An 18,123-nucleotide genomic window follows, 5' to 3' on the forward strand; every position below is an offset into this window, starting at 1 on the left:
CGGGCGGGACCCCGCCTCACCACTGGTAGGCGAGCGAGGCGAGGATGGTCCGCCCCTCGCCGTAGAAGCAGGCGTAGGCGCTGGCGCAGGAGGCGACGTACTTGGTGTCGGCGATATTCTTCACGTTGACCTGCAGCTTGAGCCCTTCGAGATCGGAATCGAGAGCGCCGAAGTCGTAGGATGCCATCGCATCGAACAAGGTGACGCCGTCGACCTGGAAGGTGTTCTCGTTGTTGCCCTGGCTGGTGCCGATATAGCGCACGCCGCCGCCGAGCTCGAGGCCGTAGAGGCGGGGGTTCTTGAAGGCGTACTTCGCCCACAGCGAGGCCTGGTGCTCGGGGATCCGGGCCGGGGTCTTGCCGACCTCGCTCGCCGCCACCGACTTCTCGATCTCGGAGTGGATGTAGGAGTAGCTCGCGATCAGCGACAGGCGGTCGAAGAGCTCGCCGCGTGCCGACAGCTCGACGCCGCGATTGTGGATCTCGCCGATCTGCCGGTAGACCGTCTGGGCGAGGGCCGGGTCCCATGTTCCCTGCACCACGTTGCGCTGGGTGATGTCGTAGTAGGCGGCGGTGAGGAGGAAATCGTAGCCCTCCGGCGCATACTTGACGCCGACCTCGAGCTGATCGGCCGTGGTCGGCTCGAACGCGCTCTCGCCGGCGGGCGGGGCGTAGAGGGAGGGCTCGAACGAGGTCGAGTAGCTCGCATAGGGCGAGATGCCCCAGCCGAGATCGTAGATCGCCCCGACGCGCCAGGTGAAGGCGGTGTCGTCGTAGGAGGTCGAGGTGCCGGCGAGATTGTCGTCGATGTCGGTGGAGGCGAAGTCGACGCGGCCGCCGGCCATGACGTTGAGCCGGCCCCACTCGGCCTGCTCCTGCAGGTAGAGGCCGACCTGCTGGGCGGTGAGGTCCTGGTCGTCGGAGGTGGTGAGCGCGACGCTGTCGTAGTCGATGGTGCCGTAGGTGGGATTGGCGAGATCGATCGTCGGCACGTCGCTGTTGCGGCCCCAGATGTAGTCGCGCACGCGATAGCGGTAGTCGAGGCCGCCGAGGAGGGTGTGGGAGACGGGCCCGGTGGTGACGTCGACCTGGGCCTGGTTGTCGATGACGAACTGATCCCAGGATTCGTCGCCGCCGCTCGCGGTGCGGTGGACGATGGTGTCGGCGCCGGTCGTCGGGCTCGCCGAGGTGTAGCCCCAGATCAGCGTGTGGTGGGTGTGGTCGACGTGCTGATAGCGCGCGTTCTGGCGCACGGTGAGGATGTCGTTGAACTCGTGCTCGAACTTCGAGCCGATCCAATATTGCTCGCGCGTCAGCTCCTCGTAGTCGGGGTCGGAGACGAAGAAGTCGCGCGGAACATAGCCGTACCCCGCGATGGGTGAGACGGTGCCGGCGGCGTCGAGGAAGTTGCGGAAGCCCGCGTCGGGCTCGTACTGGTAGCCGCCGAGGATGGTGAGGCTGGTCGTGGCGTCGGGCCGCCAGGTCACCGAGGGGGTGATGCCGAGGAGGCTTTGCTTGGTGAACTCCTCCTGCAGATCACGCCGGAAGCCGGTTCCCACGAGGCGGTAGGAGAGGGTGTCGACGCCCGGCACCGGTCCGCTGACGTCGAACGAGGCGCCGACATAGTCGCCCGAGCCGAACGTCGTCCTGACCTCGCCGCGCGGCGTCTCCGTCGGCAGCTTGCTCGTCATGTTGATGATGCCGCCGGGGTTGGCCTGACCGTAGAGCACCGACGACGGGCCCGACAGAAGCTCGATCCGCTCGAGGAAATAGGGGTCGATCCGGGCGTAGGACAGGTCGCCGCCGAAGTAGAGGCCGTCGAGATAGCGCGGCACGTAGTAGAAGCCGCGGACGAAGACCTCGTCCCTGAGGTTGGAGGCGCCGCGATATTCGGAGAAGACGCCGGGCGTGTAGCGCAGGGCCTCGGCCACCGACTGGGCGTCCTGGTCCTCGATCTGCTCGGCGGGCACCACGGCGATCGACTGCGGCGTCTTGGTGATGGGCGTGTCGGTCTTCGTTCCCGTGAGGCTTTGGGAGGCGACATAGTCGCCGACGGGACCGTCGCCGCTCTCCGTGCCGTCGCCGGTCGCGCCCTCCACGACCACCTCGTCGAGCGGAATGACGCCTCCGGCGTTTTGGGCGAGGGCCGGGCTCGCCGTCAGGATGCCGGCTGCGGTCAGCAACAGGCACAGTTTGGAATTAGAAGAAAGGAGGTATTGAGGGGTCATTCGTCCGACTCTGAACGAGGGAAATTATACTTGACCTTAGTGATCAGGATTATACACCCCTTTGTCGACATGGCCTGTTTTGTGCAAACGGCGAACGTTTAGGCGAGACGGTCAAATCGATGCTCTGAATCGTGGTTATGGTGGCAGTCATGCAACACTTTACCATCGAACCTTTGATGCCTCAGTTCCTGAGTGTGGGAACTCTCGATGGAGTCCTGACTTGTACGCAGGATGAGCAAATCCATCAGATCTGGCCCAAGTTCATGGTTATGGTTTTGCTTCAAGGGTCGCAGCATTTTCTGATCGATGACCGACAATTTCGGATCGATGCCGGAACGGGCGAGACGAGTACCCCGGTCGCTTTGATGCTGAACGTGGCCAAATATGCGCGGCTGCAATTCGTCAACAGCAACACCGTGCCGCTGCGGAAGGTGCAGATGTCGGCCCCCCGGCCCTGGGTCGAGTGGTTGACCGGGCAGGAGGAGCACGGCGTCGACCTGCTGCGGGGCTTTCTGGCGCGCCACCTCGCCCATTTCGAGTTCACCCCGAGCCGCCACATCGTCGGCCTCGCCGAGCAGATGCTCCGGCCGCCGCCGAGCCTCACGGGCGAAATCGCCACCATGCATCGCAGAGCCCGCGGGCTCGAGATCATGAGCCTCGCCTCGGCCGCCTTCGTCGCCCAAGGGGGTGGCCATCAGCGGCCGCAGCTCATGAATCTGCGCCAGAGCGAGCGGGCGCGCGAATATGTCCTCGACCATCTGGAGGAGGAGCTGACGATCGAGGGCATCGCCCGTGCGGTCGGGGCCAGCGTCTCCGCGCTGCAGCGTCACTTCAAGGAGCACTTCGGCGAGACGGTGTTCGACTTCATCCGGGCGCAGCGTCTCGAGCGGGCGCGCGATGCGCTGGAGCGGGAGGGCGTGACGATCAGCCAGGCCTCCCACCTCGCCGGCTATGCGAGCGCGTCGAGCTTCACGACGGCCTTCAAGCGGGCCTACGGCATGCCGCCGGGCCGCAGCCGCCGATAGGGAGCGGCGCGGTTCAGACGAAATGCAGCGCGATCCGGTGGCCGTCCACCTCGGCGACGGGGATGGTGTCGCCGAAGACGCGTTGAAGGGTCGCCGTCGTCATCACCTCGCCCGTCGGCCCGTCGGCGACGAGACGGCCCTCCCTGAGGGCGACGATGCGGTCGGCATGGGCCGCGGCGTGGTTGAGGTCGTGCAGGACGACGACGATCGTCCGGCCGCGGTCGTCGGCGATGCGACGCAGCGTGCGCATCAGCGCGCGGGCATAGATGATGTCGAGGCTGTTGAGCGGCTCGTCGAGGAGCAGATAGTCGGTGCCCTGGCAGTAGGCCATCGCGACCCGCGCCCGCTGGCGCTGACCGCCCGACAGGGTGTCGACGAAGCGATCGGCCAGGGCTTCGAGGTCGAAGAGGGCGAGGGCCTCGGCGACCGCCGCCTGGTCCTGCGCGCGCGGCCGGCCGCGATGATGGGGGAAGCGGCCGAAGCCGACGAGCTCCTCGACGCGCAGCCGGCTCGCGACGGATCCCTCCTGTGCCATCACCGCGAGGCGCAGCGCGAGGGCGCGCGTCGGCGTGCGGTCGACGGGAAGGCCGTCGAGGGTGATCGTGCCGGACGAGAGCGGCAGAAGGCGCGCGATGAGCGACAAGAGCGTCGACTTGCCCGCCCCGTTCGGTCCGATCAGCGCGGTGACGCCGCCGCTCGGAATCGCGAGATCGATGTCCTCGAGAATGGTCGTGCCGGCAATCGCGTAGGACACGTTCGAAATCCGGATCATCGTCGCCGCCGGGTGATGAGGATGAGGAAGGCGAGGCCGCCGAAGAACTCGATGACGATGCCGAGCGTCAGCACGTTGTCGAGCAGTTGCGCCAGGATCGTCTGGCCGCCGACGAGGAGGATGACGGCGAGGAGCATCGCGCCGAGGAGGAGCGGGCCGTGCCGTACCGTGCCGACGGTGCGCTCGGCGAGGGCGACCACCAGCAGGCCGAGGAAGGCGACGGGCCCGACGAGGGCGGTCGAGGCCGCGGTGAGCGCGCCGACGAGGACGAGGAGTGCCGTCGCCGAGCGGCGCCAGGCGACCCCGAGCCCGACCGCCGCCTCCCGCCCGAGCGCCATGACGTCGAGGACGTGTCGCGCCCGCCACACGAGGAGCGTTCCGAGGCCGGTGAGCCCCAGGCAGGGGACGAGCAGGGTGGCGTCGAGGGTGTTGAAGTCGGCGTAGCGGGCGGACTGGACGATCGCGAACTCGTTCGGATCGATCAGCCGCGCCACCATCAAGGACAGGCTGCGGAAGAGCACGCCGAGCACGACGCCGGCGAGGAGCAAGGTGGGGATGTCGCCGCGCCGGCTCAGAAGCGGCAGGAACAGCGCCGTGCCGAGGAGCGCCATCAGACCCGCCTCGCCGAGAAATTTCGCCGTCGCCGGCAGCATCGCGTAGCCGAGGCCGCCGAGGGTGAAGACGGCGAGCGCCTGAAGGAGGCTGTAGAGCGCGTCGAGGCCCATGATCGACGGGGTGAGGATCCGGTTGCCGGTGATCGTCTGGAACACGACGGTGGAAACGGCGACGGCGACCGCGACCTCGACGAGGGCGGCGAGGCGCACTGCCCTGAGCTCCAGCGCGAAGGCGAGGCCGCCCTTCAGCCCGACCGTCATGAAGGCGAGCACCGAAAGGGCCGCGCCGGCCGCGAGAAGGAGGAGCCGCGCCTTCGGCGAGGTCCAGCCGCGCTCAGCCAAGGCGCGCCCGCCGCAGCACGATGGCGAGGAAGGCCGCGGCGCCGACGACCCCGAGGACGGTGCCCACGGGGACTTCATAGGGATAGCGCAGCAGCCGGCCGAGGATGTCGGAGCCGAGCACCAGGCCCGCGCCGAGAAGCGCCGTCAGCGGCAGCGCCCGCCGCACGTCGTCGCCGACGCGGCGGCCGATGAGCGCCGGCACCACGAGCCCCACGAACGGGATGATGCCGACGGTGACGACGGTGACGCCGGCGATCAGCGCGACGATGACGAGGCCGAGGCGGAGCATGGCCGCATGGTCGAGGCCGAGGCCGACGGCGGTGGCGCGGCCGAGGGAGAGGATCGTCAGGCGGTCGGCCGCCCAGAAGGCGACCGCGCCGAGGAGGGCGGTGACGAAGAGGAGCTCGTAGCGACCCCTGATGACGCCGGAGAATTCCCCGTTCATCCAGACGTCGAGGAACTGGACGAGGTCGGCCTCCCAGGCGATCGCCGCGGCGATCGCGCCGACGACACCGCCATAGACGATCCCGAAGAGCGGCACGAGGAACGGCTCCGTCGGCGGCAGGTCGCGGGCGAAGCGCAGGAAAAGCAGGGTGCCGAGGAAGGCGACGGCGCTGCCGGCGAGCGCTTTCAGCGCGATCGGGGCGCCCGGGGCAAGGAGGGTGACGAGGAGGATGCCGAGCGCCGCGGAGGATCCGGTGCCGGCGGTCATCGGGTCGACGAAGCGGTTCTTGGCGAGCGTCTGCATCACCGTGCCGGCGATGGCGAGGGCGGCGCCGGTGAGGATCGCGGCGAGGGTGCGCGGCAGGCGGCTCGCAAGGAGCAGCATCAGGCCGGAGACGCCCGACGTTCCATCCCTTGCGAAGAGGTCGCCGACGCCGATCACGAGGCTCGCCGCCGCGAGCGCTGCGAGGAGGAGCGCCGTCCCGAGGATGGCCGGCGCGGGGAGAAGCCGCCGCATCAAGAGGTGGTCAGTCGGCCGAGAAGCCTGCGGTGAGGGCGGTGAGGAGGTGCCGTGTCGCGCGGGCGCCGCCGGCGGCGATGTAGAAGTCGGCCGCCGGCAGATAGATCACGTGGCCCTCGCGCCAGGCGGTGGTGGCGCGCACCAGCGCGTTGTCGAGCGTGGCCTGGGCGCTCTGCTCGCCCGAGCCGATGGCGGCGGCGCGGTCGAGCACGATCAGCCAGTCGGGATCGGCGGCGGCGATGAACTCGAACGTCACCGCCTCGCCGTGGATCGACGGCTCGAGATCGTCGACGGCGGGAGGGATGGCGAGCTCGTCGTGGATCCAGCCGAAGCGCGAGCCGGGGCCGTAGACCGAGATCTTCGGCCCGTTGGTGAGGACGACGAGGGCGTCGCCCTTGCCGGCGGCCGCCTGACGCGCGGCGGCGAGATCGGCCTCGAGCGCCGCCGTCAGTGCCGCTGCCTCGCTCTCCTTGCCGAAGAGGGTGCCGTAGTCGTGGATGCGTCGGCGGGCGTCCTCGAGGAGGCGCTCTCCGTCGATGGTCATGTCGATGGAGGGGGCGACGCGCGCGGTGGCATCGAGCTGCGTCGCGGAGCGCCCGCCGACGATGACGAGGTCGGGGGACAGCGCGTTGAGCGCCTCGAGATCGGGCTCGAACAGGGTGCCGACGGGCTCGGCGGTGGCGGCGAGCGTCTCCAGCGAGGGCAGATAGACCTTGCTCGGCACGCCCGCGACGGGCACGCCGAGCGCATCGAGGGTGTCGAGCGCGGCGATGTCGTAGACGGCGACGGTCTCCGGGGTGGTCTCGACCGTGACCGGGCCGCGCGCGGTCTGGACGGTCGCCGCGCCGGCGGCGGTCGTGAGGGAGATGCCTAGGAGTGCGGCCGCACACAGACGCGTCATCATCGGCCAATACCTTGATTTATCGGCCCAAGCGGCAGGCCGGGCCCGAGGATCGAACCTCGTCTGTTTAGACGCATCCTGCGCTTTTGTGAATGTTTACTTGAAATTTCTATAAGAAAATGTAATTGTACTGATTACAAGGTGCGTCAATTGGCGAGTGAACTCGTTCGTCTCAATAAATGCGTTTGAAATGGACTATGGGGTAATCGTCAGGCCTTGACGCAATGCACGGTGCCGTGCGCTCGGCGATCAGGGGCAGTAGGCCGCGGCGGCATTCTTGAGTATCCCTCGTTCACGCATCGATGCCCCATAGTGAGGGGATGGTCATCACCGCAGTGCCTCCGTGAGGAGGCGAAGGATGATGGGAAGAGGGGGCATATGCTCCGGCGTGTCTTTCTCCGGGAACCGATCATAATTGACTCGGAGAAAATCATCCGTCGGGTTGGAAAGGAACTGTTTAAGAGAGAGGTTATCTTCATGAAAATGAGCCATGAAGGCTTTCGCTTTCTCTCTGGACGGCAGGCGGCCTTTGTCGTGGATGTCCGGCAGTGCCTCCAGAAGGTTCAGCAATTTGACCCGAAGGCGGGCGCCGTCCTTGATCGAATTTTCATGAAAAAATTTATTCATCTTACGTAGAAGTGTTTGTCCTTCTACCGACAAAGACGTATTCATTTCCTCGAATGGTGGAAAATCATCATTAATATCAAGAAATTTAATGAAATCTCGAACGGCGTCGCTCTTGAATAATTTGCTGCGATGGAACTCGCGTATGATGAAGTTCCCTTTGTGAGGGGTTAGAGCGCCGTTCCAGCTCTTAGCTTTAGTCAGATAATCGAAGCGCGGGTGATGACGGGAGTACCATTTCTCCGGTATAATTTCGGGGAAGCGCTCACCGCTGCGTAAATGTTGAGTGTATAAGCTTGTTGCGAGATCAACTTGAGGTCTGACGTAAAGAATGACAGTGATGTTCTTAAAATATTTATTGAACAATTCAATTAATCGAAGAATTTCCTCTTGTTCGAGGAGCTCGGCGGCTTCGTCGATGAACACGGCGGTCGAGCCTGCGGCGGCGAGGCTTGCGAGCCGTGTTTCAAATTGAGCTCTATATTGATTGATGCTGGCCGTATCTGTTTCTTTATTTTCAATGCGGTAACGGAAAAGCTTGCTGTCGTTGGCGGCGTAGCGCATCAGCGTGCCTGTCGAGCAAGACAGGTATTTGTCTAATTGTATTCCTTTCTCTCGGAGAGTCTCCGCCTCTTTTGCAAAGAAATTCTGGATGGTGGTCGTGCCCGTCTTGTGGGTGCCAATGTGCAAAACACACGATCCATCAGGGTAGTTGCGTGCGCTCACCGTTCTTCTTCACTCCGAAAGGTCGCTGACCGGGCGGCCCTCGTACATAGGACAGGCTGTCGGCTGAGTGACGAGACGCGCCGTCACAAGAATATGAGGTTCATAAGATAGGGTGAACAATTCAGCCAAAACAGTTTTATCCGATCCCCGATCCTTCGCCGCTTTCCTTTTAGATGGCCGAAAGGGAAGAGGGCGTCAATGAGAGCGTCGGTCCGAGGGCCGGCGGCTCGTGGGGGAGCCGGGTCCGTGTCGTCTGCGTGTCGTGATCGCCATCCCACGGTGCGGGGTCCGGACCGCAGCGCCCGAGGGCATTCAATCGGCCTTGTTCTTCTCCCGCTAGGATGCATACCTTCTCGGCAGAGCGAGAAAATGATGCGGTGCAGCAGCTGGGGCCGATGAGAACGCGAGTGTCGACATGATGGACGGCGGATTGGCCGCGCAATTGACCGCGATGAGAGCCGCCGGCGAGGCGCGGGCCTTCGATGCATCCGACGGTCTGCCGCAGACGGTGGAGGAGGCCTACGCCGTCGCGCGGCAGTGTTTCGACGCCAAGCATGCCGTCGACGTGGCCTCCTACAAGCTCGGCGGCACCACGCCGGGGACGCAGGCGGCCTTCGCCACGGAGACGGCCTATTTCGGCGCGCTCGCCGCGTCGGAGATTTGGACCTGCGGCGAGGCGCGCCCGATCTTCCGCCTGCCGGATTTTCGGGGCGAAGCCGAGATCGCCGTGCGCCTCGCCCGAGACGTGTCGGCCGAGGAGGTTGCCGATCTCGTTGCCGACGACACCCTCTTCGACGCCTTCGCGCCAGCGCTCGAGGCGCCATGGTCGGTGGTGCGCAACCTGCCCGAGGCGGGCCTGCCGGCCCTGCTCATGGATTGCTGTGCGGTGGGGCTCCTTTTCCTGGGGACGCCGCGTCCCATCGATGCGGCCGCGATGGAAGCCCCTCTCGCCATCGTCGTCGAGGGTGAGATCCGGGCGGAAGGAAAGGCTGCGACGGGTTTGGTGATGCCGCCCATGGCTGCGGCGCTTGCGGGGATGAAGGAGATGGCCCGCTACGGCATGAGGTTGGCGGCGGGCCAGTGGATCTCGACGGGGGGCATCACGCCCTGTGTCGACCTGCCCCATGGTGTGCCGGCCGAGCTGCGCTTCGGCGGCGTCCCCGAGTTCCAGGTCGTCGTCGAACGGCCATGACGGGATCTCGGACGATGGCAGACGGCAGCGCTCTCGCCCAGCTCGGAGAGATCGTCGGGCAGGCGGCGCAGACGGTGCGCACCGCGCGTCCTCGCTCGATGGAGCGCAAGGCGCTGCAGGACTACGTGACCGATATCGATCGCCGTCTGGAGGACGAGATCCGAGAGGCCCTTCAGAAGGCCTTTCCGGGCGCTGCGGTGCTCGGCGAGGAGAGCGTCCAGGAGGGCGAGGCGGTGCCGTCGGGGGCCTTCCTCGTCGACCCTCTCGACGGCACTTTGAACTATATTTCCGGCCTTTCGTTCAGCGCCATTTCGGTCGCGCTGCTCGATGCCGACGAGACGGTCCTCGCCGCGGTCGCCGACATCTGGCGAGGCCGTGTCTATGGGGCCGCGGCCGGGCAGGGGGCGTTTCGGGACGGGGAGCGCCTTCCCCGGCTCGATGGCGCGGAGCCGGCGGAGATCATCGCGCTCTCCTCGGGCGTCATGGAGCGCCTCATGGAGCGGCCGGCGGCTTTCATGGCGCTGCGCCGGCTCGGCAAGATCCGCAATCTCGGCGCGCAGGCTCTGCAGCTCTGCCTGGTGGCCGACGGCACGCTCGCCGCCAATCTTTCCGAAGAGGCGCGGCTCTGGGACGATGCGGCGGGCCGTTTGATTGTCACCGAAGCGGGAGGCTGCTACGCAGCGGCGGTGGCCGACGCGGATCGTCGTATTGCGTCGACGTGTCAGCGAAGCCTCGCTGTTCATCCTGCTCTCCTGAAACGGGTGCAGGCTGTTGTTGCGGATGGTCTTAGGTTTTGACGCCAGGGGGACGGAAAATGGTAAGAACCGTTGCAATGATTCCTGCACGCATGGGATCACAACGGTTGCCGAAGAAGAATCTTCGTGAACTCGCCGGAGTTCCCCTCATCGTTCATGCTATCCGCAAATGTAAAACCGCTGGATGCTTCGATGAGATCGTGGTGAATTCAGAAGATGCCGGCTTCGCTCCGTATGCCGAAGCAGAGGGTGTGCGCTTCTATCAGCGACCGGAGAAGCTCGGCGACAACAACGCGACATCGGAAGATTTCGTCGGGGACTTCTTTCTCAATGAGCCGTGCGACCGTCTGGTCCAGGTCCACTCCATTGCGCCGCTGCTGACGGCGGAGGAGGTCCGGGACTTCGTCAAGGCATGGGATGCGGCGGGCACCGACGTGATGCTCTCGGCGATCCTCGATCAGATCGAGGTCGCGTACAAAGGAGAGCCGGTCAACTTCACCTTCGCCGAGAAGACGAACAGCCAGGAGCTGACCCCCGTCCAGCGCATCACGTGGTCGATCACAGGCTGGACGCGCGAGACCTTCCTCGCGGCGCGCGCGGCGGGACGGGCCGCGACCTATGCCGGGACGATCGGCTATTTCCCGGTCAGCAGCGTGTCCGGCTACGTGGTGAAGACGGCGGAGGATCTCCAGGTGGTGGAGGCCCTTTACGGCATCCTGCGTCAGGGAGAGGCCGCGTGAGCGAGGCGCCGCGGGTTCTCGTTTCCAACCTGATGATGCTGAAGGAGCGCGAGCGCTTCGACGCCGCGCTCCTTGAGATGGGGGTGGTGCCCGTCTGGGCGGACGTCAACCAGTATCTGAGCGAGGCGGAGTGCCTCGCCTATGCCGGCACCGTCGATGCGTGGCTTGCCGGGGACGACCGGGTCACACGGGGCGTCTTGGAGGCGTTCCTGCCGCGTCTGCGCGGCATCTCCAAGTGGGGCACCGGCCTCGACAGCATCGATCTCGACGCGGCGAAGGCGCTCGGCATCCCCGTCCACAACACGGCCGGGGCCTTTTCGGAGGCGGTGGCCGAAGTGGCTCTCGGCTACATGCTGATGCTGACGCGGTACCTGCTGGTCGTGGACCGTGCGGTGCGCGAGGGGGCGTGGCCGAAGCCGCAAGGCCTCGGTTTGCACGGACGGACCCTCGGATTGGTCGGCTATGGTGCCATTGGCCAGGGAATTGCACGCCGAGCCCGCGGATGCGGGATGCAGATCATGGCTTATGATCCATGGATGGCGACCAAGGGTGGCCACGAGGACGTGGAATTCGTCGATCTTCCGGCCCTGGCGACGGCGGCGGACGTCCTCTGCCTCGCCTGCGCGCTGACGCCCGAGACGCACCACCTGATTGACGCTTCGATATTCGCCCTCATGAAGGAAGAGGCGGTTCTCGTGAACGTCGCGCGGGGGCCGGTGGTCGACGAGACTGCGCTGATCGCGGCGCTCGGCGAGGGGTCGATCGGCGGTGCCGGGCTCGATGTGTTCGAGGTGGAGCCTCTGGCGGCCGACAGCCCTCTGCGGGGCTTCGGCAATGTCGTCCTCGGAAGCCACAATGCCAACAATCTGCGCTCGGCGGTCGAGGCGGTGCATGCCAATACACTGAGTAACCTGAAGCGTATACTCACATGATCCAGTTGCCGTAGGCAAATCAGCCTTCTGCATCAAGTATCGATCTTTTTGTCGATCGGGTTACCTCACTGTTGTTGTGTCTATCAGGCCTCCACTCACTTGAGGCGACGTTAATGACGACCGATGGCAATCTCTCTAGGCGACCCTTCTCCCCCGGAGCAAGATAATGAAAATTGCCATCATTACTACGAATAATGACAAATTCTATTCAGGGGGGCGTTACCACGGCCTCATGTTGGCGGCGGCCTTGGCGAGTCGGGGGAACAAAGTTGACTTCATAACAAACAAAACTCCCATCTTCTTAAGGGATTTGAGCGAGGAGGGGATCCCTCTTCCAAACATAATTAAATATGATGGATTTCGGAATATTTCAGGGACGGATGACTACGATTGGGTGCTGGTCATCCCCACGGGTATTTTTCTGCCGGCGTTTTACGAAGGGGCCTTGGACGTCATCCGCAAAACGCGGGCGCGTGTCTGTCTGCTGAATTTCGAGGCGGGCAATTGGTTCAACACCTATGCGCCGGTCCGGCGCGATCTTCGACTGTGGGACTATTGGCGGCGCATGGTCGAGGGGGGGGGTCTGGTCCTGTCCTCGGCCCGCGAATCGCAGAAGCACGCGCAGACGTTCTATGAAGCGACGCAGGGTTCCTTGCGGTTCGAGGTGGTGTCGCCGCCGATCAACAGCCTCGCGGCCGACAGCGTGGGGGCGCCTGCGAAGGACGGCAGCATCGTCGCCTTCCTGCGCTCATCCGACGTCCACAAGGGCGGCGCCGATCTTCTCGACATGGATCCCGCTCTCTTCAAGGGGCGGACCTTGCGTCTGATCTCCGGCGGGGGGGTCGAAGACCGCTTCCTCACGGCGCTCAAGGCGCATCTGGCGCCGGAGGGGGCAACCGTCGCCCTCCACTCCGCCGTGTCCGACCGGGTGAAGTTCGATCTGTTGGCACGGGCCGACGCCCTCATTTTCCCCAGTCGCTTCGAAGGTTTCGGCTACCCTCCCGTCGAGGCGGCCTATGTGGGCACCGAAATCGTCGGCTACGATCTTCCCGTCATTCAGGAAACGGTCGGCGACGTCGCCTACCTGGCGCCTCGCGGCGAGACCAGCGCGCTCGGCGAGGCTCTGCGCCAGGCGCTGCAGTCGCCCCACACGCGGCAGGAGCTGCGCGCGGCCGTCGAAAAGCGAGTGGCCTTTCCCGAGGTCGCTCTGCGGTTCGAAGACGTTCTTCTGCGCAGCTATGCGGCTCTCGAGCCTGCCGCCTTTCCGGCGCACCGCATCCAGTGGGGCCCATGGGAGGGGGTGGCGACGGACCCCAACCGCTACAGCAAGCATCGCGCCCTGCCGGTGATGCGGGTGTGTCGCTGGACGCGGGCAAAGGACCTGCTGATCCAGCTCGAGGTGGTCACGCCGGCTCCCATTGCCGGGATCGTCGTGAACGGCGATCCCGATTTGGCGCAGGGGGTGTTCCTGCAGCCCCTCGAGGCGTCGGGTGGCGCCCGGGCGACCACGCGGGCGACCTTCTCCCTGCCCGGTACGCTGTTCGGTCGGCATCTGGAGCTCGCGATGACCGACGCGAGCGGCAAGATCCAGGATGTCGTGTTCCTGCAAATCGACGAGGCGGCCGACGTCTCCGACGAGATCCATCTCAATATGGCGATGGAGGGGGACGGATCGCCGGGGGTCGTCCTGCGGCTGCAGGGCGCGGCCAAGGACATCGATACGCTGTATATCTACGATCCCTCGGACGGGACTTTCGTTGCGAGTCCGCGGCGGGCGAATGGAGACTTTCTATTCGAAAGTACTACCGATCCGAAGGCAGACTATTTCTGGTATATCTACCTGTTCGCCGGCGACACGGTCGTCAGCAAGGCGTGCGGGGTGCCGCCGATGGAGGAAGGCCGCTGGCTCGTGCAGCGCCAAACGTCCTCCGTGTACCCCAGGCTCAAGCTGACCAACGAGAAGTGGTGCAACGGCGTCTACCGCTATCCCGTCGGCGACTGCTTCGGCGTGCTGGGCTTTCCGCGGTCCGCCCAGGGGCGTCTGCCGGGCAAGGGCGCGCTCGTGCGATTGGGGGACGAGGTCCTGATCGTCGAGCGGGAAGAGACGATCGACAAGTTCCCCACTCTGCTTTTCAAGAAGGCGATCAATCCCTTCCGGATCAGCTGGACCGACCCTCTGGAGCTGTTGAGCTCGGCCGGCCAGAAGGGAGAGATCTTTCCTCTGGCAAGGCCGGGCTGGGCGTCCGGGGTGTTTCGCGACCCGATGTCCGCGACGCGGTGCGCCATCTTGGTCGGCGCCAAGGTGGAGATCTATCCCGGCGATACGCTCGTCTTCGAGAACGGGACGCGGCGTGATGTGATCGCCGTCATCGACTGCGCACGATGGAATATCGTGTGGCTCGCCGGCACGCTGACGACACCCTGGATGTCGCCGGCCTTCGAAGTCGTGCCGAATGCCATGGGACCCATCCGGTGGTTCGAGGCCCATCGTCACGAGAGCGCCGTGGAGGGTCCGTGCACCACGATCAGCGTCTCGCACCAGGATGGCCCGTTTGCGCCGGGGCAGATGGTGGTCACCGAAGAGGGCGACGCCCGCTGCATCCTGGCCGTGAATGCCGAAGGGGACACCGATCGGATTGATCTCGATGCGGCGCTGAGCGGGTTTTCCGGCGCCGGCGGCAAGATCTGTCTTCGCCACACGACGGAGCGGGAAGCGGCCGAGTGGATCGGCACCACCAATGTCGTGCCCCGCACGGTGTCGGTGCCGTCGAACGGGCTGTTCCAGTCTGCCATGGACCTGTGCTTCTCGCGTACGGCGATGCCCATGGTCCCGACGCAGCGCGCCGACCGGCCGCGTATCCTGTGTGCCTCGATCGTTCCGCCCTTTCCGGCCAATCAGGGCAACCGCGTCGTCACCAAGAATCTGATCTCTCACCTCGTGAACATGGGGTTCGACGTCGATCTCGTGCTCATGGGCAACGTCAAGAGCGCGGAAGTCGCCGCCGAATACGGCGATCGGGTTCGTATCTATCAGTCACCGTTCCCCAACTGGGAAAAGGACCCCGTCGTCCAGCAGCGTAAGGATATCTTGGCGCGCATCCGGGACGATGGCACGGCGGGCGACAACCTGATGCAGGACACGGTTCGCAGCCTGAATATTTACGATCCCTTCTTCATCGCGACGAGCAGTGTCGTCAATATCGCGAAGAAGCTGTTCAAGACGTACAAGTACGATGGGATCGTGTGCAACTATACGCACATGGCGCGTGTCGCCGTCGAGCTCTCCGCGATCGCGCCGCTTCCGCCCGTCGCCATCATCACGCACGACGCCCTGTCGCGCCTGCCCGACACCATCGTCGGCAAGGGCGTCGACCTGATGTATCGGTACTGTACCGTGGAGATGGAACGCGACGTCCTCAACCGGATCGAGGGCGCCGTCATCGTCGCGATCTCCCAGAGTGAGGTGGACTACTTCACGAGCATCGGCGTCACGAACAGGATCGTCCTCTCCGAATTCGACGCCTATGCGGAATTGTACCCGTTCCGCATCATGGCCTCAGCCTTCCGATCGAAGCAGGTGGTCTTCCATGCGAGCGGCAACGTGATGAACGTCGCCGCGATCTACTGGTTTCTCGAAAATTGCTGGGGGGCCATTCGCAGTGCCGTCCCCAACGCCGAGTTGGTGATCTGCGGCCGGATCTGCCGCGAGATCCCCTCCGTCCCGCAAGGGGTGCGGCTCGAGGGGGAGGTCAGCCGTGGCGACCTCTTGAAGATTCTCAGCGGCGCGACCCTCTCCATCAACCCGACGCTCGCGGGCACCGGCTTGAAGATCAAAACCGTCGAAGCGGTGTGCCTGGGGCTCCCCAGCGTGTGCCTGCCCGCGGCGGTCGAAGGTCTGGAGGAGATCGTCGAGAGGATCGGCATCGTCGCGGACGACGCCAACGCGTTCCAGGAGGCCTGCATCAGCCTTCTGTCCGACCAGAGCCGCTGGCAGAGCGTGCACCAAAGCGCTCTGGACGTCGCGCTGGAGCGTTTCAGCGAAGGGCCCGTCTATCGCGGGCTCGATGAGGCCATGGGCTGGGAGGGGGTGGCGGAGCGCACCGCCGCGCCCCGCATGCGCTATGCGAGGGAAGGCGAGGAGGCCGCCGAGCCCGACGCCGCTGGGCCGGTGATCGAGCTCGTCCGTGGACTAGAGCGCGCGGGCGTATCCAAGGGCCTCGGCGGGGTCATCCTGTCCGGCTGCTCCGCGCAGGCGATGTGGAGCCGGACGGATCAACATCAGGCCATCGCGGCGGCGCTCGAAGAGGAGCTGCCGGCCTGGGCCCTGATCCAGGCGATGCAGCTCGTGGGCTCGGATCCCGAGGACGCGCAGGCCTGGTCCTATGTGATCCAGGCGCTGCGCATGATTCCCAATGAAGGTCACTCCGTACACGCTGCCGTCGAGGCCAAGAAGCTGGCCCTCCCCCTTGGCAACATCTCGGAGTGGGCCTCGGTTGCTGATGAGCCTGTCTATCCGTTGACGACGACAGAGCTCCTGGCGCCGTCGGATCTCACGACGATCGGAGACCATTTCGGTTTCGGATGGGGAGCTGTCGAGGCTTGGGGAGGCGTGTGGATCGAAGGACGTTATGCGCGTCTTTGGGCGGCGGTCGAGCCCGGTTGCACCAACCTTGGCCTTCGCTTGGCGGCGACGCAGGGCGGCACCGATGACGAGCAATCCGTCGACATCCGTGTGGATGGTGTGCACGTGGGTCGCCACGACATTCTAAGAGATCGCCGTCGGCGCATGGTTTGGCTACCCTTGGAGGCACGCGAGGAAGCATCGCTCCGGCTGATCGAGTTCGAGGTGCAGGATCCGTCGCCACTGCGGTCGAATGCTGGCATCATCAGCAATATTCGGCCGCTTGGGATATCCTTGTCCGGTCTTCGTCTGCGGCGCGACGTGTCCGTGCCCGCGACGACGGCAGCGTAACCTCGCCCTGCGCGAGCAAGAGAAGGTGATCATCATGGATGGCATCACGCCAGCTCTTTCAGTGACGTTTCCGCGCTGCACGTACAATGCGTTCACGAGACTTTACGATGCGATTGTCCAGCTCTCCGGGGACGAGAGCATCGCAGTCGACGAGCTCGACATGGACGTGGCGTTGTCCGACGGCACCCCCCTCGACAATGCCTGGGCCATCTACCTCTCCGGCCGTGGGTCGACGGTGCAGTTCCGTATCTCCGCGATCGTTCCCGAGCCCTATCGGCTCGAGGACCTGAGCGTCTCGGTGATCCTGCCCGACGGGACGGCGTGGCGGCTGGATCACACGGCCTCTCTGGAGCACGAAACCGCCGGCATCATCGCCGTGGAGGTGAGCGATCCGGACGTCCAGATCGACTATTGGTCATGCCGTGCCGATTGCCGGCTGCAGTTCGGCAAGAAGGACGCGGCGAGCGCGCCCGTCATGGTCGCCGACCCGGAGACGAGCCCGTCCGTGTTCCGCGCCGCGGCGTCCTGGCCGGCCAATCGCGAGACCATCACCGCCATTCCTGCGGAGGGATTGGGTCAAAAATATACGCTCTTCTCCTCGATCGCTCCCCAGGCGCATCCCAGCACCGCCCGCCTGCAGGCCCTGAAGGACACACTGGCGGGGCAGACCGCATGGATCATCGGCAACGGACCGAGTGTGCGCCTCGAGGATTTGGACCGTCTGGGCGACGCCGTGACGTTCTGCTTCAACCGCTTCCATCTGGCGTACGAGAACACCACCCTGCGCCCGCGCTTCACCATCTCCGCCGATCAGCAGATGATCGAGGATTTCGGCGATGAGATCCTCGATCGGTCGAGCGGGACGGTGTTCTTCGCCCACAGCAGCCCCCCGTCGCTGACGGGCGACTATCTCTGGCTGCGGCAGGTGCCGGGCTTCCCCTCGCTGTTTTCGAAGAATGCGCCCTATCGCGTGGCGCCGGGGGGCGCGTCCGCCTACGTGGCCCTGCAGGTCGCGTACTACATGGGCATTCGGAAGTTCTATTTTTACGGGACCGACTTCAAGTTCACGTTCGACAAGAACGGCGACAGCAAGGACCGGTTCCGGGCGGCGACCGGCGACGGCAATCACTTCATCAAGAACTATCGCAGCGGCAAGGCGTGGTGCCCGCCGTCGATTCAGAACATCTTGCCGTCCTTCTATGCGGCGCGGCTGCTGATGGAGGCCGAAGGCGGTTTCATCAAGAACGCGACCCGTGGGGGTGTTCTCGAGGTTTTCGAGCGCATCGACTTCGACGAGGCTCTCGCCGCCCCGGCGTGAGGGCGGGGGCGCGGGGAGG

General features: G+C 65.0%; 13 protein-coding genes. 7 read left to right on the forward strand and 6 right to left on the reverse strand.

Annotated elements, in window-relative coordinates:
• Positions 1-16: 16 nt before the first annotated feature.
• Entirely contained in the window at positions 17-2,182 is a 2,166-nt protein-coding gene (locus tag JCR33_RS23920; RefSeq protein WP_198884667.1) for a TonB-dependent siderophore receptor, read from the reverse strand.
• A 410-nt stretch (positions 2,183-2,592) separates the two neighbouring features.
• Here JCR33_RS23920 and JCR33_RS23925 point away from each other — a divergent pair, with 410 nt between their 5' ends.
• Positions 2,593-3,252, forward strand: a complete 660-nt coding sequence (locus tag JCR33_RS23925) for a helix-turn-helix domain-containing protein (RefSeq protein ID WP_198884668.1) — start codon at positions 2,593-2,595, stop codon at positions 3,250-3,252.
• A 13-nt stretch (positions 3,253-3,265) separates the two neighbouring features.
• Here JCR33_RS23925 and JCR33_RS23930 read toward each other — a convergent pair whose 3' ends face one another.
• The 5 genes from JCR33_RS23930 to JCR33_RS23950 all read right to left on the reverse strand — a co-directional run bounded on the left by JCR33_RS23930 (position 3,266) and on the right by JCR33_RS23950 (position 8,195).
• Entirely contained in the window at positions 3,266-4,024 is a 759-nt protein-coding gene (locus JCR33_RS23930) for an iron ABC transporter ATP-binding protein (protein WP_198884669.1), read from the reverse strand.
• On the reverse strand, positions 4,021-4,899 hold the full coding sequence (locus JCR33_RS23935) for an iron chelate uptake ABC transporter family permease subunit (RefSeq protein WP_232372803.1): 879 nt from the start codon (positions 4,897-4,899) through the stop codon (positions 4,021-4,023). The genes JCR33_RS23930 and JCR33_RS23935 overlap by 4 nt, the downstream gene beginning before the upstream one ends.
• Positions 4,900-4,972: 73 nt before the next feature.
• Positions 4,973-5,941: an ABC transporter permease gene (locus JCR33_RS23940; RefSeq protein ID WP_198884671.1), complete on the reverse strand. Its 969-nt coding sequence runs from the start codon at positions 5,939-5,941 to the stop codon at positions 4,973-4,975.
• 10 nt (positions 5,942-5,951) lie between these two features.
• Positions 5,952-6,848, reverse strand: coding sequence for a siderophore ABC transporter substrate-binding protein (locus JCR33_RS23945; RefSeq protein WP_211110553.1), 897 nt, complete (start codon positions 6,846-6,848; stop codon positions 5,952-5,954).
• Positions 6,849-7,172: 324 nt separating this feature from the next.
• Positions 7,173-8,195, reverse strand: coding sequence for a hypothetical protein (locus JCR33_RS23950; RefSeq protein ID WP_198884672.1), 1,023 nt, complete (start codon positions 8,193-8,195; stop codon positions 7,173-7,175).
• A gap of 430 nt (positions 8,196-8,625) precedes the next feature.
• On the opposite strand from JCR33_RS23950, the gene JCR33_RS23955 reads away from it, so the two are divergent.
• The 6 genes from JCR33_RS23955 to JCR33_RS23980 all read left to right on the forward strand — a co-directional run bounded on the left by JCR33_RS23955 (position 8,626) and on the right by JCR33_RS23980 (position 18,104).
• Entirely contained in the window at positions 8,626-9,387 is a 762-nt protein-coding gene (locus tag JCR33_RS23955; RefSeq protein WP_198884673.1) for a hypothetical protein, read from the forward strand.
• A 14-nt stretch (positions 9,388-9,401) separates the two neighbouring features.
• A complete protein-coding gene (locus JCR33_RS23960) occupies positions 9,402-10,184 on the forward strand; it encodes an inositol monophosphatase family protein (protein ID WP_198884674.1) in 783 nt (260 codons plus the stop codon).
• A 35-nt stretch (positions 10,185-10,219) separates the two neighbouring features.
• A complete protein-coding gene (locus JCR33_RS23965; protein WP_269751260.1) occupies positions 10,220-10,882 on the forward strand; it encodes an acylneuraminate cytidylyltransferase family protein in 663 nt (220 codons plus the stop codon).
• Positions 10,879-11,814, forward strand: coding sequence for a phosphoglycerate dehydrogenase (locus JCR33_RS23970; protein ID WP_198884676.1), 936 nt, complete (start codon positions 10,879-10,881; stop codon positions 11,812-11,814). Before JCR33_RS23965 ends, JCR33_RS23970 begins: the two co-directional genes overlap by 4 nt.
• Before the next feature lie 394 nt (positions 11,815-12,208).
• On the forward strand, positions 12,209-16,786 hold the full coding sequence (locus JCR33_RS23975) for a glycosyltransferase (protein WP_198884677.1): 4,578 nt from the start codon (positions 12,209-12,211) through the stop codon (positions 16,784-16,786).
• 34 nt (positions 16,787-16,820) lie between these two features.
• A complete protein-coding gene (locus tag JCR33_RS23980; protein WP_198884678.1) occupies positions 16,821-18,104 on the forward strand; it encodes a motility associated factor glycosyltransferase family protein in 1,284 nt (427 codons plus the stop codon).
• Positions 18,105-18,123 lie beyond the last annotated feature (19 nt).

The sequence above is a fragment of the Acuticoccus mangrovi genome, assembly GCF_016411865.1.
Lineage (GTDB): Bacteria > Pseudomonadota > Alphaproteobacteria > Rhizobiales > Amorphaceae > Acuticoccus > Acuticoccus mangrovi.

What these genes read in the sequence shown, in the direction of transcription:
- JCR33_RS23925 (WP_198884668.1), top strand. Translation starts at nt 2,593, where the DNA reads ATGCTGAACGTGGCCAAATATGCGCGGCTGCAATTCGTCAACAGCAAC.
- JCR33_RS23930 (WP_198884669.1), bottom strand. Translation starts at nt 4,024, where the DNA reads ATGATCCGGATTTCGAACGTGTCCTACGCGATTGCCGGCACGACCATT.
- JCR33_RS23935 (WP_232372803.1), bottom strand. Translation starts at nt 4,899, where the DNA reads ATGACGGTCGGGCTGAAGGGCGGCCTCGCCTTCGCGCTGGAGCTCAGG.
- JCR33_RS23940 (WP_198884671.1), bottom strand. Translation starts at nt 5,941, where the DNA reads ATGCGGCGGCTTCTCCCCGCGCCGGCCATCCTCGGGACGGCGCTCCTC.
- JCR33_RS23945 (WP_211110553.1), bottom strand. Translation starts at nt 6,848, where the DNA reads ATGATGACGCGTCTGTGTGCGGCCGCACTCCTAGGCATCTCCCTCACG.
- JCR33_RS23960 (WP_198884674.1), top strand. Translation starts at nt 9,402, where the DNA reads ATGGCAGACGGCAGCGCTCTCGCCCAGCTCGGAGAGATCGTCGGGCAG.
- JCR33_RS23965 (WP_269751260.1), top strand. Translation starts at nt 10,220, where the DNA reads ATGATTCCTGCACGCATGGGATCACAACGGTTGCCGAAGAAGAATCTT.
- JCR33_RS23980 (WP_198884678.1), top strand. Translation starts at nt 16,821, where the DNA reads ATGGATGGCATCACGCCAGCTCTTTCAGTGACGTTTCCGCGCTGCACG.